This window comes from Kribbella sp. NBC_00709 (assembly GCF_036226565.1).
Lineage (GTDB): Bacteria > Actinomycetota > Actinomycetes > Propionibacteriales > Kribbellaceae > Kribbella.
In genome coordinates this window covers 2,682,186-2,705,797 of the sequence record NZ_CP108996.1, presented here as the reverse complement: position 1 = coordinate 2,705,797, position 23,612 = coordinate 2,682,186, and the positions used below count along the sequence as shown (strand labels likewise).

Below are 23,612 nucleotides of genomic sequence, written 5' to 3'. Positions count from 1 at the left end.
TCAGCTGGGCGGCATCGCGATGGCTTCGAGGAGGGACTCCTCGGCGCCGGCGAGGTGGCGGCGGAGCTCGTCGACGCACTCGTCGAGCTCGCCTCGCTCCAGCAGCCGGATGAGCTTGCGGTGGGACGCGACCTGTTGGCGCGCGTCCTGCCGCAGCGCGTCCACCCGGGCCAGCGCGAGCCGCGCCTCGCCGGTGATCGAGTCGGCGGTGGCGGTCAGCCGCTCGCTGCCGGTCAGCGCGACCAGGCTGCGGTGGATGGCGAGGTGAGTCTCGGTCAGGGCCTCCGGGTCGGCGCCGTCCTTGGCGGTCGCGGCGAACACCCGCATCGCCTCGCGGACCCGCTCCCGGGCCGCCTCGTCGGCGTCGAACCAGGACCGGATCCCGGCTGATTCCAGCACGAACCGGGCCCGGCAGATGTCCGCCACCGCGTCCGGGTGCAGGATCGCGACGCTGACACCCTTGTTCGGCTCGCGGACCGCGAGGCCTTCGGTGACCAGCATCGTCATCGCCTCGCGGATCGTGCTCCGGGCGACGCCCAGCGCCTCGGCGAGCGGCTGCTCGCGCAGCGGCGTACCGGGCTCGAGGTCGCCTGCGAACAGAGCGGCGCGCAGCGCGTCGACCACCCGGTCCACCGTGGTCGAGCGGTCCACCCGCAGCCGTTCGTACATGGTGTGATTCTCGTCCAGACCCGGTCCGTTGTCGCGCGCGACCCGGCTCCGGGGCCACCCCGGCACCCAGCCTGTGGATAACTTCCGACATGATGACCCGGTTTTCGGGCAGCATTTCCCTCAGTGGGCCGCCCCTCTTCGCGGACCGGCGCGGGAGTCCACTCGAGCGAGCGAGGAGTGATCGTGGGAGGCAAGACGCTGCAGGCCGCCGCTGCGTTCGTGGGTCTGGTTCTGATTCTCCCGCTCCTGATCGTCGTGGTCATGCTGATCGCCGTCTTCGGCAGCCTGGACACGGCTGAGGCGGCGTGCGCGTCAGCCGCCCAGGACCAGAGCATGTTCGGCTACCCGACCGACTCGCACAAGATCGACACGGAGTGGACCGCTCCGGCGCCGAACTTCCCAGGTCACATGGGCTACGACTTCAAGGTCGACGAGGGCAGCAGGGTCTACGCGTCCCTGGACGGCAAGGTCGTCCAGGCGCCGGGCGGCGAGGTCCGGATCCGGAGCGAGAACGTCGAGATCCGGTACCAGTTCATGCAGACCGTCAGTGTCATGGTCGGCGCCGACGTCAAGCGCGGCGACCCGATCGGCACCTCCGGCACCGGCAACGAGGGCGCGTACGGTCTCAACGGTCCGCATCTGCACTGGGAGATGTGGGTCGACAAGGACAGCAACAACAAGTGGTCCCAGCAGAAACCGGACAGCAACCCGTTCGAGGTCGATACCTCCGACTCCGGCGGCGGCTGCACCTGCCAGACCGGCGATCTCAGCGGCGCGAACGCCCAGCAGCAGGCCTTCAACTTCCTGGTCACCAGCGGATGGTCCAAGGAACAGGCCGCCGGCATGGTCGGCAACATGATCACCGAGTCACAGGTCGAGCCGCTGCTGCTGAACGACGGCACACCCACCGGCACCAAGACCCAACCCGCCGATGCCGTCGGCACCGGTAGAGCCTGGGGCATCGTGCAGTGGTACCCGGCCAGCAAGATCATCCAGAAGTCCCGCGACGCGGGCGTCGACGACAAGACGATCGGCACTCTGGCCTACCAGCTCGACTTCCTCAACAAGCAGCTCCACGGCGATGGCCCGGTGCCGCTGCCGGACGTCGGCGCCAAGATGAAGGCGGCGACGTCGGTCGACGACGCGGCCTACGCGTTCGGCCGGTACTTCGAGGTCTTCAGCACCGACCCCAACGACCCTGGATACACCGGGCGCAAGGCGAACGCGCACCACGTCTACGACACGTTCGCCGGTTCGGCTCCGGCGGCCGGCTCCGGTGACTCGGGCGGCGGCTGTGGCGCCGGCAGCGGCAACATCGCCCAGGTCGCGAAGAACCTCGCCTGGCCGCAGGGACCGCATGAGCACTGGAGTGTCGAGGCGAGCGCGGCCAAACCGGAGTACGTGGCGGCGATGGAGAAGTACAACGACGGCCCCAACGGTGAGACTCCGTACAGTGACTGTGGGCGGTTCGTCGCGACCGTGCTGCACATGAGCGGCGCCGACCCGAAGTTCCCGAACGTGTACACCCCGACCCAGCGGCAGTACATGCTGGATCACCCGGAGATCTACGACCACTGGGAGTCGACGCCACCGGGTGGGATGAAACCGGGCGACATCCTGAACGGGCCGGGTCACACGTACCTGTACGTCGGTCCCTGGGGCGACGGCAACGGGTGGAACTCGGCGGCCGGGTCACTCGGTCAGCACGTCCCGACCGCGGACAATCTGTACGACGTGGGACCCAGCGGGTTCTGGGTGTTCCGGGTCAAGGGCGGGACCACACCGACGACGACGGCGAACTGAGTAAGGACGGGAGCAGGCATGCTCGAGGAGAACCGACGGCCGTTGCTGATCGGCGTCGCCGCGCTGGCAGTGGTCGTCGTACTGATCGGCAGCATCCTGCTGCTCCGCGGCGGCAAGGAGACCAAGCTCGTCGTGCAGTCGATCCCGGGCGACCTCACGCTGACCCTCGACGGACACGAGATCCCGGCGAACGGCGAGGTCAAGATCAAGGAGGGCCAGCACACTCTGGCGGGCTCGCGCCGGGGTTTCGAGAGCTACTCCACGACGATCACTGCGACCGGCGAGACGGCGAGCTACAAGATGTACCTCTACGCCAACAGCGCGGAGGGCCGGCAGTGGGCCAAGACGAACCCCGAGCAGGAGATGGAGCTCGAGCGCGAGGCCGGTAAGCGCTACGACGAGATGAACGACCGGCTGCGCGCGAAGTACCCGATCATGGCCTTTCTCCCGTACATCGGCGACGGCTTCGAAGCTACCCAGACCGCGTCCAAGACCGACCCGACGAACCCTCAGGCCATCTCGATCGCCATCGAGGTCTACGGGCCGCAAGGAAAGACCAAAGCCCTCCAATGGATCACCAGCTCCGGCTGGGACCCGAACACCCTCGACATCATCTGGACGACAGGCAAGTAGCTCGTGGGCCAGACCGACCACCGCGACGCAGAACAGGAGCTTCTCGCAGCGGGGTGGACCCACTGCGGTGTCGGTGACTGGGCGATAGCGCTCCAGTCCCCGGACGGTACGACGGTCGCGCGCATCAGCCCGTTCGACCCAGCCGGCCCGTACGTCGCTGCCGTGTACCGCGAGGCGTCCCAGACCCGCCAGGTCCCGGAACTGTTGGCCCACCGTCGCCTCACCGGCGGCGGCGACCTGCAACTGATGGAACGTCTCCACCCGGTCCCGGAGGCCGAGGCAGTTGCGTTCCACCACGCCATCGCTGAGCGGGCGCCGGAAGTCGCCGAGCTCGTCGACGTGGTGCGTCGTGTCCACGAGCGGGCCCGGAGCGAGCTGCCCTGGTGCGGGCCGCTGGATCACAACCCGGACAACGTCATGCGGGCCGCCGACGGGAGGCTGGTTGTTGCCGACCTGTTCTCCGCCGACGGTCCGAATCTGTACGCGACTGTGACCGCCGACCCGGATCTCGTCGTCGCCCGGATCCCGGAGGCCGAGCGGCGGTTCATGACCGAGATCCCGCTGGCGAACACCGGACCGTGGGCAGCCGCGGTGCGGGAGACGATGCGTGCCGCGCTCGCAGCTGCCGACGCGCGCCGCTCCCGCCCGTAGCGCCGCCCGAGCGGTCAGGCGGGGAGGATGAGTTCGCCGGCTGGGGCGGTGATGGTGGTCAGGGGGAAGTCCAGCGGGTTCGTGAGGCAGCGGGCCGAGCCGCCGCCCTTGTGGAACTCCGACAGGTCCAGGACGACGACCCGCAGGCCGAGGCCGGTGAAGATCGCGTGCAGGCGTGGGGAACAGGCCGGCATGATGATCGTTGCGTTGACGACGACGGAGTTCGCGCTGAACGCGAAGGCCTCCTCGTCGGTGAGGACGATCGGGTCGGGGACGATGCCGGCCAGCTCGGCCTGGCTCGCCGCGTCGAACGCCGGCGGGTAGACCATCGCGTGCGTGCTGTCCACCGGGCAGAACGGCAGGTCGAGGTGGTACATCCCCTCGTGCGCGATCCGCAGCCCGCGGACCCGGATGTTCCACCCGGTCGCCAGGTGCTTGAGCGCCTCCGCCTCCGTCCGCGGCCCGTACCCGACGACCAGGCTGTCGCCGAACACGAACGCGTCCCCGGACTCGAAGTGCGGCCCGACCCCCTCGCCGCCGGTCCGCTCGAGCTGGAACCCGTGCCCGGTGAACCAGTCCGCCGCGCTCAGCGACTCCTTGCGACGCGGCGCGAACCGCATGTGCGAGAGCATCGCGCGACCGTCCACGGCCGCCAGCCCGAGGTTCATCGCGTACACCATGTCGGGGGAGTCCGGGCGCTGCGCCAGTACCTCGACCTCGCCGCCGGCGTCCACGATCGCCTGCTGCAGCGAGTCCCACTGCTTCAGCGCCAGCGCCGGGTCCGGCTGGTCCTGCGTCGACATGTACGGGTTGATCACGTAGTCGATCCGGAAGTGGTCCGGCCGGACCATCAGATAGCGACGACCCCACTCCAGCGGCTGCCCCATGAACACCCTCCCTGACCGATGAGATCCAGTGTCAGATCTCCTGATTGTCCGACAATCAGTCAGTTTGAGGCTCCAGGTTCGCCGAGTCAAACGATCCGCGAAAGCTGCCCCGGCGACGGCCCGGGAGGTGTGGCGGAGGACGCCTCGGGGAGGGTGGTTCTGGGGTTGGGGTAAGGACTAACCTGCGGGCATGACCCCTGACAACGAGGTTCGCTTTCGCGCCTGCCTGGACGAGGTCGCGGCTTACAAGCCGGGCCGTCCGCCGGCGCGTACCGACGGCCGGCCGACGTACAAGTTGTCCAGCAACGAGAACCCGTACCCGCCGCTCCCGGGTGTGCTCGCCGCCGCGACCGAGGCCGCGGCCCAGATGAACCGGTACCCCGACATGGGCGCCGTCGAGCTGCTCGAGGCGCTGTCGGCACGGTTCGGCGTACCGGTGAGCGACCTCGCGGTCGGGACCGGATCGGTCGCGCTGCTCTACCACCTGCTGCAGGCGACGGTCCACGACGGCGACGAGGTGGTGTACGCCTGGCGCTCGTTCGAGGCGTACCCGATCGCGGTCCAGCTGACCGGCGCCACGTCGGTCCAGGTTCCGCTGACCGCCGAGGCCCGCCACGACTTCAAGGCGATGGAGGCCGCGATCACCGACCGCACCAAGGTCGTGCTGGTCTGTACGCCGAACAACCCGACCGGACCGGTCGTACGCCGCGACGAGCTGCTCGCGTTCCTGGACGCCGTACCGTCGAATGTACTCGTCGTGGTGGACGAGGCGTACCGCGAGTTCGTCCGGGAGACGGACGTCGTGGACGGCGTCGACCTGTACCGCGAGCGACCGAACGTGCTGGTACTGCGGACGTTCTCGAAGGCGTACGGGCTGGCCGGATTCCGGGTCGGGTACGCCGTCGGGCACCCGGAGGTCGTCGCCGCGATCCGGAAATGCGCGCTGCCGTTCGGCGTCAGCTATGTCGCGCAGGCGGCCGCGATCGCCTCCCTCGCCGTTGAGGACGAGCTCCTCGAGCGGGTCGACGCGTTGGTTGCCGAGCGGACCCGGGTCGTCGACGAACTGCGGGCGGCCGGCTGGGACGTGCCCGAGTCGGAGACGAACTTCGTCTGGCTCGAGCTCGGCGAGGACACCGTGAAGTTCGCCGAAGCGGTGCAGGCCGAGGGCGTCTCGGTGCGTCCGTTCCCCGGCGACGGGGTCCGCGTCACCGTCGGCGAACGCGAAGCCAACGACCTCTTCCTCGGCGTCGCCCGCGCTTGGCGCCAGTGAGCGCGCTCGTCTGGATCTCCGGCGCATCGGCCGGGATCGGCGCCGCCCTCGCCGCGGCGGTGCCGTTCCCGGACGCGCGGGTCGTTGACATCTCCCGCCGGGGCGGTACGCCGAACCACCTCAGGGCCGACCTCTCGGACCCCGCCGACTGGACCGTCGTCGAAGAGCACTTCACAAAGGAACTAGCGGAGTACGACGGCGACCGGGTCATCTTCATCCACAACGCCGGCACGATCACCCCGATCGGCCCCGCAGCCGGCGCCGACCCGGACGCCTACACCCGGGCCGTCCTGCTCAACTCGGCCGCCCCGCAGGTCCTCGGCGCCGCGTTCCTGCGCTCCTCCGCCCACCTCAGCTGCGAACGCCACCTGATCATGCTCTCCTCAGGAGCAGCCAAGACCGCGTACGCCGGCTGGTCGTCGTACAACGCCGGCAAAGCAGCCGTAGAACACTGGGTCCGCACCGTCGGCCAGGAACAACCCGCGAACTGCCACGTCATCGCCGTAGCCCCCGGTGTCGTCGACACCGCCATGCAGACCGAAATCCGCGCCACAGACGAGGCCGACTTCCCCTCGGTGGCCCGCTTCCACGACCTGAAGCGCTCCGGCTCCCTAACCACCCCCGAAACCGCCGCCACCGGCATCTGGTCCCTCCTCACCCGCTCCCTCCCCAACGGCTCCTGCGTAGACCTCCGCCACCTCTAACCACCCGGTGCGGAGCCGCCCGTCGCGGGCACCACCGCTCCACCACCCGACCCGCGCCTGCTCGACGCCCGGCCACGGGAGGGGTCAACCCCTCCCGTGGCCGGTTAGCGGCTCGTATGAACGGGGGAGAACCGGCAAGGCCGGGGGTTAACCCCTGAGACGTTCGCAACCGGGGTCGCGCGGGGAGCTGACGATTCGCCGGGCGAAGCCGGCCGCCCAGCCCGGTCCGGTACCGATGGAGCGCTCGTGCGGCTGCCCGTCATCCGCTCTGCCGCCGAGTCGTGGCGTTTGGCGAGCAACCCGTCCGCCGAGTCGTGGATCGGGGTCGCGTTTCGCCAACCAAATCCCGCGACTCGACGAACCAACGGCGCCGGCTCGGAGGGCGAGGAGTTCGCAGGCGGGGGCAAACCGCATCCAGACATGGAGCGGCGCCGGGAGGAGTGAGACTTGCTCCCGGCGCCGCGGTTGTTGCGTGTTGCTCCGAATCAGTCAACCCACCGAGGTGGCTGGTTCGGGTCCTGCATCATCACTGACCAGGGAGGGTCAGTTGTTCTGCTCGTTGCTCTGCTCGCAGGTCTTGAGCGAGTCGACCGAGTTGCCGTCGTTGTCCAGGCCCAGGATGCCGGTCGGGTTGGTCAGCGGCACAGTGCCGCCGATGCCCGTGGCGTCGACCTCGTTGTGGCAGACCTGCCACGGGCCGACCTTGTTGTCGCTCACCGAGACAACGCCGTTGCCGTCAGCCTTGTACCACTTGCGGTTCTGCTCGTTGCTCTGCTCGCAGGTCTTGACGGCGGTCACGCTGTTGCCGTCGTTGCCCCAGCCCACGATGCCGGTGATGTCCTCAGCCGGCACGGTGCCGCCGATGCCGGTACCGGCACCGAAGTTGTGGCAGGCCTGAACCGCACCAAGGTCGTTACGGTCGAGGGCGACCAGCGAGCCGTCCTTGTGAACGCCCCACCAGCGGGCGTGGTCCATGTCGTAGCCCTTGCTGGCCGCGGATGCCGCGTCAGCCAGGCCCGTGACCTGGGCCTTCTGCTGGGCGTCGTCCAGAACATTGGCGCTCACCATGGTGGCCAGGCCGAGGGTGGCGACGGTCGCCACTGCCGCAGCTGCGACGATCTTGCGCGTTACCTGCATTATGCCAGGTTTCCTTTCGGGTTTGACGGATTCGTCTTAGTGCTAACGACACCTGGGAGCACCGGTTACAAACTTTTTCGTCAACCTTTTTCGCCGTCGGGCGACACATAGTTGGTCGGTGATGAGTTCCCTGACGAAGCAATCAATCCCGTGCTGACCAGGCAACTTATCAGCAACGGCACGGTCGGAAGAGCGAGCGGAAGTTGAGACAGAAGTACCCGTAACCGAGGTCGGAGTACGTCGTTGAGTGAGCGCGGGTGACGGATGCCCGGTGAATCGGAAGATTGTTTCGGTGGGCTCGGTGGTCGCCGAATTGGCAATAGCACGATCCGCCGGAATATCGTTGGAACCATTGCCGGAGTTTCGCACCGTGTTTTTTCGGGGCAGGGCGCGACCGGCGTCAGACCCGCTGCCGCGCGCATCGGCAGCGGTGGGAGACCCGGGTCCCTCGTGGGCCCGGGTCTTTCCTTGTCTTCGGCGACCTCAGGGAATCAGCTGGTACGCCGGCGTTCCGACGTGACCACCAGTGCGACGCCGACGATGATCACCGCGCCGCCGAGCAGGATCTGCCAGGTCAGGCTCTCGCTCAGGATCAGCCAGCCGAGGAACACCGCCACCGCCGGGTTCACGTACGCATAGGTCCCGACCAGCGAGATCGGCGCGTTCGCGAGCAGATACGAGTACGCCGTGTACGCGAGCAGCGATCCGAACACGACCAGGTACGCCAGCGCGATCCATCCCGATCCGTCGACCCGATCGAGATGCAGCCGCCCGGGCTCGCCCCGCAGTACGCCGAGCAACACCATCGCCGTACCGCCGAAGACCATCTCGTAGAGCGCCGTCACCAGCGGGTCCCGCGGCAGGCCGAGGCGGGGAGCGAACCGCGAACCGGTCGCCCAGCAGATCGTGCCGACCACCAGGATCCCGACCGACAGCGGCTTCGCGCTCGTGTTGCCACCTGACAACGCGAGCAATGCCGCTCCGCCGAAGCCGATGAGTACGCCGACCCAGGTCATCCCGCGCGGGCGTTCACCGCCGCCGACCCGCAGCAGCATCAACCACAACGGGATCGCGGCGACGAGCAACGCCGCCAGCCCGGACGGAACCGTCTGCTCCGCGATCGCCACCGCACCGTTGCCGAAGGCAAGTAGCAGTACGCCGACCGTGGCCGCGCCGATCGCTTCTTGCCGGGTGATCCGCAGTCGTCGCCAGCCGGACTTGACGGCCAGGCCGGCGGCCATCAGGACCGCGGCGGTGAGGAAGCGGGACGCCATCCCGAGCATCGGCGGGATCTCGGCGTTCACGACGACGCGGATCGCGAGGTACGTCGAACCCCAGACGACGTAGACGACCGCCAGCGCGGTCCAGATCATCGCGCCGGAGGCCGTCCGGGAACCGGTCTCGGCCACTGGGGCCGGGGCGGAGGCAACCATCCGGCCCTCCTCGTTGTGTCAGGGGTGTCACGCAAGAACGATGCTTACGCTACGGTTCGCGCGCTACCCGCGCAAGGCGGTTTCCGGCCAGCAATCCGCTGTTTCCCGCCAGGCCATCGGCGCCGGGCAGGGTGCCGCTACTGCCGTCGTCGTGAGGAGAACGAAGATGCGGATCGCCGGTGACCGCATCACCAACGATCTGTACGCCGCCCAGGAGGACGTCGGCGTCTGGCGTATCCCGCAGCACGGCAAGCCGGGGAGCTGCTGGAGAAGGTTCGCGAGTTCGGCCAGCAGGCTGTTTACAACGAGCAGACCGAGGAGTGCGAGCCGGCCGGACCCGTCAGCCCGGACGCGGGGAAGCACCTCAGTGCGGACGCCGAAGGGCTGACGATCGCCTACGAGCACGGTCGGCGCACGCTGTACGCGTCCAGCACGGATTGTTCGCCGTACATGACGGAGATAACACTCCGGGTGACGGCGACCGTGAGGGCACCAACTTCAAGCTGGTCCGGCTGGAGAAACTGCCCTGATCGAGACAAAGTTGTGACACATGTCGTCGATGTGCCGGACATCTGTAATATGAGCGCGGAGATGGGACCAGTGGATGGACTGGTGTCTCACCTCAGGACCCATTTCGGTACCGCCGTACCCGCCAGCGTCCAGACAGTTAGCGGATCAGGCACCTGCTGGGTACGGTGTCCGGCAAGATGGGAGTGAGACCAATGAGGTGGTCCACTGCCAGCAGTGCATCAACCCCTGGAATCACGCGGACCAGCCTGCGAATGCCTCATCCGGCGCAACGGGCCGGCCCCGTGCAACGTTGCGGTCGCGGCGATCCCGCGCTCGAACCCGAGGAGTGCATGTGAGTGAGTCGGTGCCGGGGACTCCCCCGGAAGTGTTCGCGCCCGTGGAGGCGCCGGTCAGTCCGCCCCAGGCCTTGGAAGAGGTCGAGTTCGTCCAGCTGCTGACGCCCGAAGGTGAGCGCGTCGAGCACCCGGACTACTCGTTCGACCTCGACGACGAGGCGATCAAGGGCTTCTACCGGGACATGGTCCTGGTCCGCCGGATCGACTCCGAGGCGACCGCCCTGCAGCGCCAGGGTGAGCTCGGGTTGTGGGCGTCCCTGCTCGGTCAGGAGGCCGCGCAGATCGGCTCCGGCCGGGCGTTGAACGACAAGGACATGGTCTTCCCGACGTACCGCGAGCACGGCGTCGCCTGGTGCCAGGGCGTCGACCCGCTGCGGCTGCTCGGCCTGTTCCGCGGCGTCGACCAGGGCGGCTGGGACCCCAAGGACAACAACTTCCACCTGTACACGATCGTGATCGGCGCCCAGACGCTGCACGCGACCGGGTACGCGATGGGCCAGCAGCGCGACCACGCGATCGGCGACGCCGAGAACGGCGAGGCGACGATCGCGTACTTCGGCGACGGCGCCAGCAGCCAGGGCGACGTGAACGAGGCGTTCATCTGGTCCTCGGTGTTCAACGCCCCGGTGGTGTTCTTCTGCCAGAACAACCAGTGGGCGATCTCGGAGCCGATCGATCGGCAGACCCGGATCCCGCTGTACCAGCGCGCGGCCGGCTTCGGCTTCCCCGGCGTCCGCGTCGACGGCAACGACGTGCTCGCGACGTACGCCGTCACGCAGCAGGCGATGAAGCGCGCCCGCGAGGGCAGCGGGCCGACGCTGATCGAGGCGTACACGTACCGGATGGGCGCCCACACCACGTCCGACGACCCGACGAAGTACCGGCTCAACGAGGACCTCGAGCACTGGAAGCTCAAGGACCCGATCGAGCGCGTGCACGCGTACCTGACCCGGCATGCCGCGGTCGACCACGAGTTCTTCGACCAGATCGAGGCCGAGGCGGACAAGATCGCCGCCGAGCTGCGGGCCGGCTGCCTCGCGCTGCCGGACCCGGTGCTCACCGACTTCTTCCAGAACGTGTACGTCGAGGAGACACCGCAGCTCGCCGAGCAGCGCGACCAGTACGCCGCGTACGCCGCGTCGTTCGAAGGCGAGGGCTGAGCGATGACCAAGATCACTCTCGGCAAGGCCATCAACGCCGGCCTGCGGGCCGCGATGGAGAAGGACCCGAAGGTCGTCGTCATGGGCGAGGACATCGGCAAGCTCGGCGGGGTCTTCCGCGTCACCGAGGGCCTGCAGAAGGACTTCGGCGAGGACCGGGTGATCGACACCCCGCTGGCCGAGTCCGGCATCATCGGGACCGCGGTGGGCCTGGCCCTGCGCGGGTACCGGCCGGTCTGCGAGATCCAGTTCGACGGGTTCGTGTTCCCGGCGTACGACCAGATCATCAGCCAGGTCGCGAAGATGCACTACCGCTCCGCGGGCCGGATCAAGATGCCGGTCGTCATCCGGATCCCGTACGGCGGCGGCATCGGCGCGGTCGAGCACCACTCGGAGTCGCCGGAGACGCTGTTCGCGCACGTGCCCGGCCTCAAGGTGGTCTCGTGCGGCGATCCGGTGGACGCGTACTGGATGATCCAGCAGGCGATCCTGTCGGACGACCCGGTGGTGTTCTTCGAGCCGAAGCGGCGGTACCACGAGAAGGCGGAGCTGGACGAGTCCGTGCCGCCCGTGCAGCCGCTGCACCAGGCGAAGGTGGTCCGCGAGGGCACCGACGCGACGCTGTTCTGTTACGGCCCGATGGTGAAGACCTGCCTGCAGGCGGCCGAGGCCGCGGCCGAGGACGGGCGGAACCTGGAGGTCGTGGACCTGCGGACGATCGCGCCGCTGGACCTCGCGACGATCTTCGCGTCGGTGAAGAAGACCCGGCGGGCGCTGGTGGTGCACGAGGCGCCGCTGTCGCTCGGGACGGGAGCTGAGATCGCGGCGCGGGTGACCGAGGAGTGCTTCTACCACCTCGAGGCGCCGGTACTGCGCGTGACCGGGTACGACACGCCCTACCCGCCGTCGCGGATGGAGGACGACTACCTTCCGGACCTCGACCGGGTGCTGGACGGCGTCGACCGCGTGATGGAGTACTGATGGGCATCCAGCAGTTCCGCCTCCCCGACGTCGGTGAGGGGCTCGTCGAGGCCGAGATCGTCAGCTGGAAGGTCAAGCCGGGCGACACGGTCAAACTGAACGACACCGTCGTCGAGATCGAGACCGCGAAGTCGCTGGTCGAGTTGCCGGTCCCGTTCGCCGGCGTCATCACCGAACTGTTGGTTCCCGAGGGCGAGACGGTTCCGGTCGGTACGCCGATCATCTCGGTGCAGACCGAGTCCGCCGGTGAGGAACCGCTCGCCGACGACATGGTGCCGACGATCCCGGAGCCGGCAGAAACCGGCGGCCGCACCGCGGTCCTCGTCGGCTACGGCCCCAAAACCACCGAAGCCAAACGCCGCGCGCGCAAGCCAAGTGGTCCTGCTCCGGTGGCTGTTGTCGCAGCTCCCGTCGCCGCTCCCGCACCCGAGCCTGTTGTTGCTAAGAGCAATGACTCGGTCGGCTCCGTGCACGTGCTGGCCAAGCCGCCGGTGCGGAAGTTGGCGAAGGACCTGGGGATCGACCTGGGCGCCGTGACTGCATCCGGGCCGGGTGGTGTGATCACCCGGGCTGATGTCGAAGGCCACGTGGCAGCTCCGGCCGCAGTCGAATATGAGCCTGCTCCCGTCGTGAGTGCGCAGGGTGATACCCGCGTGCCGGTGAAGGGTGTGCAGAAGGTGATGGCGCAGGCGATGGTGGCCAGTGCGTTCACTGCGCCGCATGTGACCGAGTGGATCACCGTCGACGTCAGCGCCACGATGGAGCTGGTCGAGCGGCTGAAGGGCGACAAGGCGTTCCGGGACCTCCGGGTCTCGCCGCTGCTGATCGTCGCGAAGGCAGTGACGCTGGCTGCCCGTCGTACGCCGATCATCAACGCGGCGTGGGACGAGCGAGCGCAGGAGATCGTGTACAAGGGCGCGGTCAACCTCGGCATCGCCGCGGCCACCCCGCGCGGGCTGATCGTCCCGAACATCAAGGGTGCCGAGTCGCTCACCCTGCCGGACCTGTGCAAGGCGCTGAACGACCTGGTCGCCGTCGCCCGCGAGGGCAAGACCCAGCCGGCGGACCAGGCCGGCGGTTCGTTCACGATCACGAACGTCGGCGTGTTCGGCGTCGACGCCGGTACGCCGATCATCAACCCGGGCGAGGCCGCGATCCTCGCGTTCGGCGCGGTCCGCAAGCAGCCGTGGGTGGTGGACGACGACATCGTCCCGCGCTGGATCACCACGCTCGCGCTGTCCTTCGACCACCGCTTGATCGACGGCGAGAAGGGCTCGATCTTCCTCTCCGACGTCGCAAGCATCCTCGAGGATCCGGCCCGCGCACTGATGTTCTGACCGCAGCAGGCCCGGGTGGATCCACCCGGGCCTGCTGGCAGGTACCGGCCACGCGTCGTCCACGCCGGTCGGGCGCCCGTACCGTCAAGGCGGTGCCGAGCTCGAAGATCGCCCCCGTGCAGACGGTCCGGGCTGCCGGACAGCCGGGACCTCAGGCCGCATGACTGAGGTTTGACCTCAAGCGCTTGAGGTGTGTGACCGTGGGTCATATGACGAGCTTCACCATTCAGGAGGTCGCGCGGCGGAGCGGGCTGAGCGAGCCGACGCTGCGTTACTACGAGGACGTCGGCCTGGTCGGCCCGATCGCCCGCGACACGAGCAGCGGCCACCGCCGGTACCGCAGTACGGATCTCGACACCCTCGAGGCGCTCGCGTGTCTGCGCGCCGCCGGCGTCGGCATCGGCGATATGCGCGCGTACCTGGCCAACCGCATCCGCGGCCGGGAGGCGGCGGCCGAGCAGCGTGACCTGCTGCTGCGGCACGCGGAGCGGATCGAGGCCGAGATCGCCGCGCAACGCATCCGGCTCGAGTACCTCCGGGAGAAGGCCGCGCTCTGGGACGCCCGCGACCGCGGCGACGACACCGCCGAGGCGAAGGCCATCGAGCGTCTCATCGGCGTGGTGGAGGTACTGCGATGATCCTGGTCACCGGCGGCTCGGGATACCTGGCCACTCACCTGATCGCTTTGCTCCTGCGCGACGGGCACGAGGTCCGTACGACGGTGCGCGCGACAACCCGCAACGCCGAGCTGCGCGCCGCCGTACGCCGAGGTGGTGCGGACGATGCGGGACTGGAGATCGTCACCGCGGACCTCCTATCCGACGACGGCTGGCCTGCTGCGGTGGCGGGCTGTTCGGAAGTCCATCACGTCGCGTCGCCGATCCCGATCACGCAGCCCGACGATCCCGACGAGCTGATCGTCCCGGCCCGCGAGGGCACGTTGCGAGTACTGCGAGCGGCGCGTGCTGCCGGCGCGCGGCGCGTCGTACTGACGTCGTCGTTCGCGGCCGTCGGGTACACGCCGAAGCCGGGCGCCGAGTTCACCGAGGACGACTGGACCGATCCCGATACGCCGGGCCTCGCGCCGTACCCACGCTCGAAGGCGATCGCCGAGCGGGCCGCGTGGGACCTGATGGACGGCGCCGACACCGAACTCGTGGTCGTGAACCCGACCGGCATCTTCGGCCCGACGCTCACCACCGACCTGCGTTCGTCGACCCAGCTGATCAAGATGATGCTCGACGGGACGATGACCGTGGCGCCACGCGCGCGCTTCGGTGTGGTCGACGTACGCGACGTGGCCGACCTGCACCAGCGGGCGATGGCCGCACCCGATGCCGCAGGCAAGCGTTTCCTTGCCGTAGCCAACGGCCCGACCGTGAGCTTCCTCGAGATCGCGAAGCTCCTCGGCCCACCCGCCCCGGCCGAGGAGGCGCCAGGCCCGGACCTACCCCGCCCGATCATCCACAACGACCGCGCCCGAACCGAACTCGGCTGGAGTCCGCGCGAGGTCGAAACGACCATCCTCGAGACCGCCGAAAGCCTCCGCGACCTCGGCCTGCTGCCGTCGGTCAGCGAACTGTGAGGACAAGCTTTCCGGTGACCCGGCCGGTCTCGCCCAGTCGGTGGGCGTCGGGTGCGTGCTCCAGCGGGAACGTCTGCTGGACATGCACCCGCAGCTTGCCGGCCTCGACCAGTTCGGTCAGCCCGAGCAGGCCGATCCGGTCCGGCTCCACGAGCAAACGCCCGGGTCGCACCCCGCGAGCCTTCGCCGTACCCTCCAACTCGCCGGACACGCCACCCAGCACCCCGACCAGGATCCCGCCGGGACTGATGAACTCCAGCCAGCGCCGGTGACTTTCCTCACCTGCCAGTCCGATCACCACGTCGAGGTCGCCGGGGTCGGCGTTCGGATCGCGATAGTCGAGCGGCTCGTCGACACCGAGTGACCTCAAGAACTCGTGTTTGCCGGCGCTCGACGTGCCAATGACGTACGCACCACGCGCCTTCGCGATCTGGACCGCGAGGTGACCGACCCCGCCGGCGGCCGCGTCCACCAGCACTCGCTGTCCAGACTGCACGTCGGCGACGTCGACGAGCGCCTGCCACGCCGTCAGCCCGGCCAAGGGCAGCCCGGCCGCTTCGGCGTACGACATGGTCGCCGGTTTCCGCACGAACTGCCGCGACGGCGCGGCCACATACTCGGCGTACGCCGCGGCCTCCCGTGGAAACCACGGCATCCCCAGCACCTCGTCGCCGACCGCCACGCCGCTCGCCCCGAGTCCGGCCTCGAGCACGACGCCCGCCACGTCCCAACCAACCGTGTACGGCGGTGCGCCGAGGTACGCCTCCTCCGCCCGGCTGTACCAGTCGACCGGATTGACGCCCGCAGCGTGCACCTCGACGAGCACCTCCGTCGGTCCGGGCACTGGCCGTTCCACCTCGACTACCCGCAGTACCTCAGGGCCGCCGAACTCCTTCTGCAGCACAAGTCGCATGCCACGAACCTACTCAGTCACCGGTCTGCGGCTGGCGTAATCCAGCTGCCATCTCGAGTTTGTGGTGAGAGGGTATTGCGGTGGTAGTGATCCTGGTGGTGCTGGGGGCCGCGGTACTGCATGCGACGTGGAACGCGATGGCGCATGGGGCACCGGATCGGGTTGCTGGGCTGGCGTTGTTCGAGCTCGCGGCCGGGGTGATCGGCCTCGTCGCGGTGCTGGTGATGGGGTTGCCGCCGGCCGGTACGTGGGGATACATCGTCGCGTCGGCGCTGCTGCATCTCGCCTATCTGGGTGGGCTGCTGGCGTCGTACCAGCTGGGGCAGTTCAGCCAGATGTATCCGCTGGCCCGCGGTACGTCGCCGTGGGTGGTGGCTGTGGTGTCGATCGTCGTCCTGAACCAGCACCTCGCCGTCATCGAGCTGGCCGGCGTACTGCTGATCTCGGCCGGTCTGATCGGTCTCGTCTTCATCGGGCGGCCCGGGCGGCGTCAGTTGCCGGCGCTGCTGGCTGCGTTTGGCACCGGCTTGATGATCGCGTCGTACACGGTTGTCGACGGGGTCGCGGTCCACAAGATGCCGGTCGCCACCTACATGGGGTGGGTGTTCATGCTCCAAGGTTTCGCGGTGCCGTTGGCCGTCGTGTTCTGGCGCGGACCGCAGGCGTTCAACCTGCCCCGCCCCGCGATCCTGTCCGGCTTGTTCGGGGGAGTCGTCTCGATGGCCGCGTACGGCCTCGTCCTGTGGGCCCAGACCCGAGGCACCCTCGCCGCCATCGCCGCCCTCCGCGAAACCAGCATCATCTTCGGAGCCCTCATCGGCACCCTCTTCTTCAACGAACGCTTCGGCCCCAAACGCGCCGCAGCCGCCGCCGTAGTAGTAACCGGCATCATCCTCATCACCCTCGGGTAGGTGTACTGCGGTCAGCCCGCGCGGTGCCGCGCGTTCGACAGCCTGGTGTGCTGTGGATAGATGAGATGAGTGTGGTGACACCCGGCGGGCCGTCGTCAGGCTGCTCCGCCGAGCCGAGTCGTGGCAATAGGCGGACGATCCAAACGGCGAGTCGTGGATCGGGGTCACTGCAGATGACCCAATTCCACGACTCGGCGACGAACGACTGTGCATTTGGCGAGCGCCCAGCCCAGCAACTTCGTCGGGCCGGCTTTGTGGTGTGAGTTACCGGACGCTGAACGTCCGGAATCGGGAGTACGTTGCGGGCATGCCCGACTTCACGATCAAGGCGCTCACGCCGGAGACGTTCGATGACTTCGCCGCTCTCGTCGAGCGGAACAAGGGCATGTTCGCCAGCTGCTGGTGCACACATTTCCATCCCGACTGCGCGGAGAAGGGCCAGAGCGCCGAGGGGAACCGGGCGCTCAAGCAACGTCTGGTGGCCGACGGAATCGCGCACGCGGCGCTGGTCTACGACGGCGACCGGGCCGTCGCCTGGGCGGAGTACGGATCACCCGAGGAGCTGCCCAACATCCAGCACCGCAAGGAGTACGTCGCGACTGCCGAGCGCCTGCCCGACTACCGCGTCACCTGCATCCTGGTCGAGCGCGGCGTTCGCGGTCACGGCCTGGCGGCGATCGCTCTGCGCGGAGCCGTCGAGCTGATCGCGCAGGCCGGCGGCGGCCTGGTCGAGGGCTACCCGCACGACACCGGCGGGGTCCGGAAGAAGAACTCGTCGTTCCTCTACAACGGCACCCGCACGATGTACGAGCGCGAGGGCTTCACTTACGACCGGCCCAAAGGCCTGGGCAACTGCGTGATGGTGCGCGAGGTTTCATCCCATTGACAGGCGCACCGCGCGGGCTGACCACACTTCCCACTGACCGCATTCCCTGGAGCACAGTTGATGAATGAGTGGGGGTCCGGGCGGTGGACCCCCACTCGGCTCAGCGGTGTACGGCGTCGAGGGCGTCGGCGATGCCTTCGCCGTAGAAGGCGTTGTTGGCGGTGGTGCCGGTGCAGCGGGCGTCCGGTGTGGTCGGGCAGGCGGTGTCGTCGGCCTCGCGCTGGAGGGCTCGTTCGAGTTCACGCGGTCCCCACGACGGGTGGGTGGACTTGAGCAGGGCCGCGATGCCGGTGACGTGCGGCGACGCCATCGACGTACCGCTCATCAGGCCGTACCCGCCACCGGGTAGCGTGGACAGGATCGAGCTGCCGGGCGCTGCGACGTCGATCTTGTGCAGGCCGAAGTTCGAGAAGCTGCTCTTCGCTCGAGTCTGGGTGGTGCTGGCGACGGTGATCACGCCGGGCAGTTCGGTCGGCATGTCGAGGCAGTTGTTGTCGATGGTCCGCGCGACCGGGGTCGAGTCGTTCGGGCTGGTGGTGTCGGTCGTCTTGTTGGAGAGGTCGTAGTTCGAGTTACCGGCTGCGGCGACCGACAGCGTCCCGCGATCAGCGGCCCACGCGTACGCGCGCCGCACCGCTTCCTGCACCGCGCCCTGGTCCCCGTTGTCCTTGCACCAGAACTGGAACGGGTCGATGAAGTAGCTGTGGTTCGTCACGGCCATGTGGTGCTCGGCGGCCCACACGATCCCGCAGATCGAGTACTCCGGGTAGATGAAGCCGTCGTCGTTCACGACCTTGACCGACGCGATCCGCACGCCCGGCGCGACGCCGACGATCCCGACGCCGTTCCGCGCGGCGGCGATGGTGCCCGCGACGTGCGTCCCGTGCGGACTGGTCGTCGGCCGCCAGATGCCCGGCGTCTGGTCCGGTACGCCGTTCTTGATGCAGCTGACCGAGTCGCGCGCATCGAAGTTCGGCGCGAGGTCGGGGTGGGTGTCGTCGACGCCGCTGTCGTTGACGCCGACCAGCACCCGCCGCGAACCGTCAGTGACGTTGTGGGCCTGGTCCGCCTTGATCTGGACCATGTCCCACTGCTCGCTCTCGCGCGGGTCGAGCACCGGCGTCGCCGTGGTCTCGTCGACCGAGCTCAGCCCGCTCGCCCCTTCGCTGACAGCCGCCGTCCGCGTGGCGCCGACGGACTGCACCTCGCGCCCGTTGCGGCCGGCGCGGACGTCAACCTTGAAGTTCGTGTTCGTCGACTGCGCGACGACCACCCCGAACTGCCGGTACGACGACAGCACGGTCCCGCCGGCGTGCTTCACCGCGTCCTCGACCTTCCGGACGTGTCCCGGCGAGGCCTTCGTGTTGATCACGTAGTTCATCAGCGGTCCGGGCGCGGCGTCGTCGAGCGGTGCGGCGTAGGCCGTCGCGGCGCTGAGTGACGTCAGCGCCAGCGTGGCCGCGGCAAGGCTTGCGGACAGCCGGTGGGGACGGGAAGTTCGGGACACGCTGCCTCCTCAGGGCGGGGCCTGGGCGGACGGGCCCGGGCCGTATCCCGAGACTGTAGAGCGGTTTGCGGAGCGGCGGAGTTCCTTGTCCACAACGCAGGGGAAACCCTGCGTTCGTCACTACCGAGCGTCCACCAGTTCACGCTCAGTTGCCCACATCCTGTGGATCTGCCTGTGGATAACTCGTGGACAAGCTGGGGAATAACCCGCCCGGACGGTGGATTAAGGGTGTGTGTAAGATAGATACAACAGAGATACCAGTCGTATGGGTGGGGAGTTCAGTGGTGAGCGGGGCGCCGGAGCCGGCGAGTGATGCGTTGATCCTGGGAGACGAGACCGCGGAGATCGCCCGCGTGGTGGTCGAAGCTGCGCCGGGGGTGGAGAAGATCCCCGCCGCCGAGCGCGTGTACGCGTACGTGAAGGCAGCGATCCTCGATCGGGTCTACCCCGGCGGTGAGTTGCTGACCGAGGGCGAGCTCGCCACCGCGGTCGGAGTTTCCCGTACTCCGGTGCGCGAAGCGCTGCTCCGCCTGGAGGAGTCCGGCCTGGTCAAGCTGTACCCGAAGAAGGGTGCGCTCGTCCTGCCGGTGCTGCCGCAGGAGATCGAGGACGTCCTCGAGGCCCGCGAGCTGATCGAAACGCACGCCGCCGCCAAGGTCTGGCCGCGGCGCAAGCAGCTGATCGAGACCCTCACCCAGCGCGTCGACGAGATGCGCGCGCACCGCAAGGCGGGCGACGCGAAGACCTTCCTGGAGGCCGACCGCGCCTTCCACGAGGCGATCGTCGATGCCGCTGGCAACCAAATCCTCGCCAAGCTCTACAACAGCCTGCGGGACCGTCAGGTCCGGATGGGCGTGCCCGGTATCGAGGTGCAGCCGGCCCGGATGGACAAGTCGATCACCGCGCACCAGGAGATGATCGCCGCGCTCGGCGGCAACAGCGTCAAGCGCTTCCGTGAACTCGTCATCGCCCACATCGCCGAAGCCGCAGGCGATCTGCGAGGCACTCGGTGACCGAACTCCTCTTCCCCCTGGGCGGTCGGCGAGCCTGGGCGGTGTGGACTACTGCTGTCCTGACGTACCTCGTCACCGTGCTGCACCGTGGTTCGATGAGCGTCGCCGGCCTGCAGGCCGCTGAGCGCTTCCACATCTCCGCGTCCGCGCTGGCCAGCTTCACCGTCGTACAGCTCACCGTGTACGCCGCGATGCAGGTGCCCGTCGGCGTACTACTCGATCGGTACGGCTCCAAGCGTCTGCTGATCACCGCGTCCGGTCTGCTGTTCGTAGCGCAGTCCGCGTTCAGCCTTGTCGACTCGTACCCCGCTGCGCTCGCCGCACGCGCAGTACTGGGTGTTGGCGACGCGCTGGTGTTCATCAGCGTGCTGCGTGTGGTCATGTCCTGGTTCCCCGCACTGCGGCAGCCCGTCATGTCACAGGCCACCGGAATGCTCGGTGGACTCGGAGCGATCATGTCGACCGTTCCTATGGCTGCTGCCTTCCATGCCTTCGGTTGGACGCCGACCTTCGCCGGTGCGAGCGTGCTGAGCGTCGTGGCCGGCGTACTGGTGCTGTTCCTCATCAAGGACACGCCGTACGACGAACCGCTCCGCCGGGCCAAGCAGCCGCTCCACGAGGTCAAGAAGAACCTGCGTCGCGCCTGGAAGGAACCGGGCACCCGGCTGGGTCTGTGGACGCACTTCACGACCAGCTTCTCCGGCAGTACGTTCGGACTGCTCTGGGGCTACCCGTTCCTCGTGCAGGGCCAAGGCGTCGCGCCGACCACCGCTGCGGCGATGCTGATCGTCCCCGTGCTCGCTGGGCTCTGCTACGGGCCGCTGGTGGGGCGGTACGCCGCCAGGTTCCCGTTCTACCGGTCGTGGATCGTGCTGGCAGTCATCGCGGGCTCGGTGCTGATGTGGACCGTCGTACTGCTGTGGCCGGGTCGTGCGCCGATGCCGGTGCTCCTGCTGCTGATCGTCGTGCAGGCTGCCGGCGGTCCGGGGTCCATGCTCGGACTGGACTACGCGCGGACGTTCAACCCCGCGACCCGCTTCGGTGCGGCCAACGGGATGGTCAACACCGGTGGGTTCATCGCGACGCTGCTCTGCATCGGCATGGTCGGCATTCTGCTCGACACCTCGTCCGGTGGGGCACCGCAGACCATTGAGGACTTCAAGTTCGCGCTGGCGTTCCAGTACGTGCTGTGGGCGATCGGCACCCGGCAGATCCTCAAGTACCGGCGCAAGGCCCGCGGTCACCTGGCTCGCTACAACCCAGAGGCGTACCAGGCGCTGCTGGCCAACGAGATCGTCCCGCTGAAGGGCTGAGACAGCGCGCTGGCACGGGCTGTCAGGCAAAAGCCAGAGCGGTGCCAGGGCAGACAGGCACGGTAGTCCCAGTTGAGTAAGTCCACTGGGAGGAACCGATGACCACAACGAACCAGGTCGCCATCGAGGCGGTCGGTCTGGTCAAAAAATATGGCAACACGACCGCGCTTGCCGGCGTCGACCTGAGCGTGCCCACCGGCACGGTCCTCGGAGTCCTCGGCCCGAACGGCGCCGGCAAGACGACCGCGGTCCGCATTCTCGGCACCCTGCTCCGGCCGGACGCCGGCCACGCCACCGTCGGCGGGTACGACGTCGTACGGGAAGCCGGCAAGGTCCGCAGCATCATCGGGCTGACCGGACAGTACGCCTCGGTCGACGAGGACATGTCCGGCCGCCGGAACCTGATCATGATCGGCCGGCTGCTCGGGTTCTCCCGGGAGCAGTCCAGGGCCCGTGCGGACCAGCTGCTGGAGCGGTTCGAGCTGACCGACGCCGGTGACCGGATCGCGAAGACGTACTCCGGTGGCATGCGCCGCCGGCTCGACCTGGCCGCGAGCCTGGTCGGCAACCCGAGCATCCTGTACCTCGACGAGCCCACGACCGGTCTGGACCCGCACGCCCGCAACGGCGTCTGGGAGACCATCCGCAACCTGGTCCTCGACGGCACCACGGTCCTGCTCACCACGCAGTACCTGGAGGAGGCCGACGCGCTGGCCGACTCGATCGTGGTGTTCGACAAGGGCTCCGTGGTCGCCTCCGGGCGGCCGGCCGAGCTCAAGGCGCAGGCGGGCAAGCAGTCGCTGGACGTCCGCCCGGCCGAGCCGGCCCACCTCGAGCGGGTCGCCGCGATCGTCGCGGAGTCGACCGGGACGCGCCCGAACGTCGACGTGGTGAACACCCTCGTCAGCGTTCCGGTCAGCGACGGTTCGTCGATGCCGGTCGTCGTACGGCGGCTGGACGAGGCCGGGATCGCGGTCACCGAGCTGTCGCTGCGACTGCCCAGCCTGGACGAGGTCTTCCTCGCCCTGACCGGCCACACGGCCGAAGAGAAGAAGTCCGACGCCGTACTGGAAGGAGTAGGCCGATGACCACCGCAACACTCGAACCACCTGCCCACCAGGGCTACCGGTCGCGGCCGTTCGCCTGGGTGCAGCAGAGCCTGACGCTGGCCTGGCGCAACATCGTCCGGATCCGGCAGAACCCGGAAGCCCTGGCGGACGTGACGTTCCAGCCGATCATCTTCCTGGCGCTGTTCCTGTTCGTCTTCGGCGGCGCGATCGCCGGGGGCGGCGGCTGGCGTGGGTACCTGCCGACGCTGCTGCCCGGCCTGCTGGTGCAGACCGTCGTCTTCGCGACGATGGGCACCGGGGTCGGTCTGAACGACGACTTCGCCAAGGGCGTGTTCGACCGGTTCCGCAGCCTGCCGATCGCCCGGATCTCGCCGCTGATCGGAGCGGTCCTCGGCGACGCGGTCCGGTACTCGCTGTCGATCGTGATCCTGATGACGAGCGGCTTCGTACTCGGCTTCCGCTTCCACAACGGGGTCGGCAACGGCCTGCTCGGCATGCTGATCGTGCTGTTGTTCGCGCTCTCGATGTGCTGGATCTGGGTGTGGCTCGGCCTGACCATGAAGACCGCCCAAGGTGTCCAGGGCGTCGCCTTCCTGGTGATGTTCCCGCTCACCTTCGGCAGCAACATCTTCGTCCCGGCCAGCACGCTGCCGGGGTTCCTGCAGGCCTTCACCAAGGTCAGCCCGATCACGTACCTGGTCGACACCGAACGCGCCCTGATGGGCGGCGGCGCACTCCAGAAGCCACTGCTGATCACGCTCGCCTGGATGGTCGGCCTGATCGCGGTCTTCGCCCCGCTGGCGATCCGCGCCTACCGCCGCCGTACCTGAACCTGCCGGCATGCATAACCCGCCGATTCCGTGGCTTTTGCGCCCGGATCGGC

Annotated in this window: 22 protein-coding genes; 16 read left to right on the top strand and 6 right to left on the bottom strand. The window is 68.4% G+C overall.

The features are described 5' to 3' along the window. Positions 1-669, bottom strand: coding sequence for a GntR family transcriptional regulator (locus OHA18_RS13225; protein ID WP_329004348.1), 669 nt, complete (start codon positions 667-669; stop codon positions 1-3). Positions 670-852: 183 nt separating this feature from the next. Between OHA18_RS13225 and OHA18_RS13220 the strand changes: the two genes are divergently transcribed. The 3 genes from OHA18_RS13220 to OHA18_RS13210 are packed head-to-tail and all read left to right on the top strand — an operon-like array spanning position 853 to position 3,756. Beyond that, positions 853-2,472: a phage tail tip lysozyme gene (locus OHA18_RS13220; RefSeq protein ID WP_329004347.1), complete on the top strand. Its 1,620-nt coding sequence runs from the start codon at positions 853-855 to the stop codon at positions 2,470-2,472. Positions 2,473-2,490: 18 nt separating this feature from the next. After that, positions 2,491-3,105: a PEGA domain-containing protein gene (locus tag OHA18_RS13215; RefSeq protein ID WP_329004346.1), complete on the top strand. Its 615-nt coding sequence runs from the start codon at positions 2,491-2,493 to the stop codon at positions 3,103-3,105. 3 nt (positions 3,106-3,108) lie between these two features. Then, positions 3,109-3,756, top strand: coding sequence for a hypothetical protein (locus OHA18_RS13210; RefSeq protein WP_329004345.1), 648 nt, complete (start codon positions 3,109-3,111; stop codon positions 3,754-3,756). Positions 3,757-3,770: 14 nt separating this feature from the next. Here OHA18_RS13210 and OHA18_RS13205 read toward each other — a convergent pair whose 3' ends face one another. Continuing rightward, positions 3,771-4,643 carry a dimethylarginine dimethylaminohydrolase family protein gene (locus OHA18_RS13205; protein WP_329004344.1) on the bottom strand — a complete coding sequence of 291 codons (873 nt, stop codon included), beginning with the start codon at positions 4,641-4,643 and terminating at the stop codon, positions 3,771-3,773. Positions 4,644-4,833: 190 nt separating this feature from the next. On the opposite strand from OHA18_RS13205, the gene hisC reads away from it, so the two are divergent. Together hisC and OHA18_RS13195 are read left to right on the top strand one after the other, a co-directional pair. Next, positions 4,834-5,913 carry a histidinol-phosphate transaminase gene (gene hisC, locus OHA18_RS13200; RefSeq protein ID WP_329004343.1) on the top strand — a complete coding sequence of 360 codons (1,080 nt, stop codon included), beginning with the start codon at positions 4,834-4,836 and terminating at the stop codon, positions 5,911-5,913. Then, positions 5,910-6,617, top strand: a complete 708-nt coding sequence (locus OHA18_RS13195) for an SDR family NAD(P)-dependent oxidoreductase (protein ID WP_329004342.1) — start codon at positions 5,910-5,912, stop codon at positions 6,615-6,617. The genes hisC and OHA18_RS13195 overlap by 4 nt, the downstream gene beginning before the upstream one ends. A gap of 543 nt (positions 6,618-7,160) precedes the next feature. Here OHA18_RS13195 and OHA18_RS13190 read toward each other — a convergent pair. Together OHA18_RS13190 and OHA18_RS13185 are read right to left on the bottom strand one after the other, a co-directional pair. Then, positions 7,161-7,754, bottom strand: coding sequence for a hypothetical protein (locus OHA18_RS13190; RefSeq protein WP_329004341.1), 594 nt, complete (start codon positions 7,752-7,754; stop codon positions 7,161-7,163). A gap of 491 nt (positions 7,755-8,245) precedes the next feature. Further along, entirely contained in the window at positions 8,246-9,187 is a 942-nt protein-coding gene (locus OHA18_RS13185; protein ID WP_329004340.1) for an EamA family transporter, read from the bottom strand. 862 nt (positions 9,188-10,049) lie between these two features. Between OHA18_RS13185 and pdhA the strand changes: the two genes are divergently transcribed. The 5 genes from pdhA (at position 10,050) to OHA18_RS13160 (ending at position 15,116) form a co-directional block, all read left to right on the top strand. After that, a complete protein-coding gene (gene pdhA, locus OHA18_RS13180; RefSeq protein WP_442914385.1) occupies positions 10,050-11,213 on the top strand; it encodes a pyruvate dehydrogenase (acetyl-transferring) E1 component subunit alpha in 1,164 nt (387 codons plus the stop codon). Positions 11,214-11,216: 3 nt separating this feature from the next. After that, entirely contained in the window at positions 11,217-12,194 is a 978-nt protein-coding gene (locus tag OHA18_RS13175; RefSeq protein ID WP_329004339.1) for an alpha-ketoacid dehydrogenase subunit beta, read from the top strand. Next, complete coding sequence (locus OHA18_RS13170) at positions 12,194-13,531, top strand: dihydrolipoamide acetyltransferase family protein (RefSeq protein ID WP_329004338.1); 1,338 nt, start codon at positions 12,194-12,196, stop codon at positions 13,529-13,531. Before OHA18_RS13175 ends, OHA18_RS13170 begins: the two co-directional genes overlap by 1 nt. 209 nt (positions 13,532-13,740) lie before the next feature. Continuing rightward, positions 13,741-14,169, top strand: a complete 429-nt coding sequence (locus tag OHA18_RS13165; protein ID WP_329004337.1) for a MerR family transcriptional regulator — start codon at positions 13,741-13,743, stop codon at positions 14,167-14,169. Then, positions 14,166-15,116 carry an NAD-dependent epimerase/dehydratase family protein gene (locus OHA18_RS13160; RefSeq protein WP_329004336.1) on the top strand — a complete coding sequence of 317 codons (951 nt, stop codon included), beginning with the start codon at positions 14,166-14,168 and terminating at the stop codon, positions 15,114-15,116. The genes OHA18_RS13165 and OHA18_RS13160 overlap by 4 nt, the downstream gene beginning before the upstream one ends. Here OHA18_RS13160 and OHA18_RS13155 read toward each other — a convergent pair. After that, positions 15,103-16,029 (bottom strand): NADP-dependent oxidoreductase, encoded by a 927-nt coding sequence (locus OHA18_RS13155; RefSeq protein ID WP_329004335.1) that lies wholly within the window; start codon positions 16,027-16,029, stop codon positions 15,103-15,105. The genes OHA18_RS13160 and OHA18_RS13155 overlap by 14 nt on opposite strands. A gap of 80 nt (positions 16,030-16,109) precedes the next feature. Between OHA18_RS13155 and OHA18_RS13150 the strand changes: the two genes are divergently transcribed. After that, positions 16,110-16,940 (top strand): DMT family transporter, encoded by an 831-nt coding sequence (locus OHA18_RS13150; RefSeq protein WP_329004334.1) that lies wholly within the window; start codon positions 16,110-16,112, stop codon positions 16,938-16,940. 307 nt (positions 16,941-17,247) lie between these two features. After that, entirely contained in the window at positions 17,248-17,826 is a 579-nt protein-coding gene (locus OHA18_RS13145; RefSeq protein WP_329004333.1) for a GNAT family N-acetyltransferase, read from the top strand. Between the two features lie 100 nt (positions 17,827-17,926). Here OHA18_RS13145 and OHA18_RS13140 read toward each other — a convergent pair whose 3' ends face one another. Beyond that, positions 17,927-19,333, bottom strand: coding sequence for a S8 family peptidase (locus OHA18_RS13140; protein ID WP_329004332.1), 1,407 nt, complete (start codon positions 19,331-19,333; stop codon positions 17,927-17,929). A 284-nt stretch (positions 19,334-19,617) separates the two neighbouring features. Here OHA18_RS13140 and OHA18_RS13135 point away from each other — a divergent pair, with 284 nt between their 5' ends. The 4 genes from OHA18_RS13135 to OHA18_RS13120 all read left to right on the top strand — a co-directional run bounded on the left by OHA18_RS13135 (position 19,618) and on the right by OHA18_RS13120 (position 23,559). Beyond that, positions 19,618-20,346, top strand: a complete 729-nt coding sequence (locus tag OHA18_RS13135; protein WP_329004331.1) for a GntR family transcriptional regulator — start codon at positions 19,618-19,620, stop codon at positions 20,344-20,346. Next, positions 20,343-21,659, top strand: coding sequence for an MFS transporter (locus tag OHA18_RS13130; RefSeq protein ID WP_329004330.1), 1,317 nt, complete (start codon positions 20,343-20,345; stop codon positions 21,657-21,659). Before OHA18_RS13135 ends, OHA18_RS13130 begins: the two co-directional genes overlap by 4 nt. A 98-nt stretch (positions 21,660-21,757) precedes the next feature. Then, on the top strand, positions 21,758-22,747 hold the full coding sequence (locus tag OHA18_RS13125; protein ID WP_329004329.1) for an ATP-binding cassette domain-containing protein: 990 nt from the start codon (positions 21,758-21,760) through the stop codon (positions 22,745-22,747). Beyond that, entirely contained in the window at positions 22,744-23,559 is an 816-nt protein-coding gene (locus OHA18_RS13120; RefSeq protein WP_329004328.1) for an ABC transporter permease, read from the top strand. Before OHA18_RS13125 ends, OHA18_RS13120 begins: the two co-directional genes overlap by 4 nt. The last annotated feature ends 53 nt before the right edge of the window (positions 23,560-23,612 follow it).

Bases quoted from the DNA above. Each gene is read 5' to 3' on its own strand.
- OHA18_RS13120 (WP_329004328.1), top strand. From the start codon at position 22,744: ATGACCACCGCAACACTCGAACCACCTGCCCACCAGGGCTACCGGTCG.
- OHA18_RS13160 (WP_329004336.1), top strand. From the start codon at position 14,166: ATGATCCTGGTCACCGGCGGCTCGGGATACCTGGCCACTCACCTGATC.
- OHA18_RS13190 (WP_329004341.1), bottom strand. From the start codon at position 7,754: ATGCAGGTAACGCGCAAGATCGTCGCAGCTGCGGCAGTGGCGACCGTC.
- OHA18_RS13125 (WP_329004329.1), top strand. From the start codon at position 21,758: ATGACCACAACGAACCAGGTCGCCATCGAGGCGGTCGGTCTGGTCAAA.
- OHA18_RS13215 (WP_329004346.1), top strand. From the start codon at position 2,491: ATGCTCGAGGAGAACCGACGGCCGTTGCTGATCGGCGTCGCCGCGCTG.
- OHA18_RS13185 (WP_329004340.1), bottom strand. From the start codon at position 9,187: ATGGTTGCCTCCGCCCCGGCCCCAGTGGCCGAGACCGGTTCCCGGACG.
- OHA18_RS13225 (WP_329004348.1), bottom strand. From the start codon at position 669: ATGTACGAACGGCTGCGGGTGGACCGCTCGACCACGGTGGACCGGGTG.
- OHA18_RS13170 (WP_329004338.1), top strand. From the start codon at position 12,194: ATGGGCATCCAGCAGTTCCGCCTCCCCGACGTCGGTGAGGGGCTCGTC.
- hisC (WP_329004343.1), top strand. From the start codon at position 4,834: ATGACCCCTGACAACGAGGTTCGCTTTCGCGCCTGCCTGGACGAGGTC.
- OHA18_RS13165 (WP_329004337.1), top strand. From the start codon at position 13,741: ATGACGAGCTTCACCATTCAGGAGGTCGCGCGGCGGAGCGGGCTGAGC.
- OHA18_RS13175 (WP_329004339.1), top strand. From the start codon at position 11,217: ATGACCAAGATCACTCTCGGCAAGGCCATCAACGCCGGCCTGCGGGCC.
- OHA18_RS13155 (WP_329004335.1), bottom strand. From the start codon at position 16,029: ATGCGACTTGTGCTGCAGAAGGAGTTCGGCGGCCCTGAGGTACTGCGG.
- OHA18_RS13145 (WP_329004333.1), top strand. From the start codon at position 17,248: ATGCCCGACTTCACGATCAAGGCGCTCACGCCGGAGACGTTCGATGAC.
- OHA18_RS13205 (WP_329004344.1), bottom strand. From the start codon at position 4,643: ATGGGGCAGCCGCTGGAGTGGGGTCGTCGCTATCTGATGGTCCGGCCG.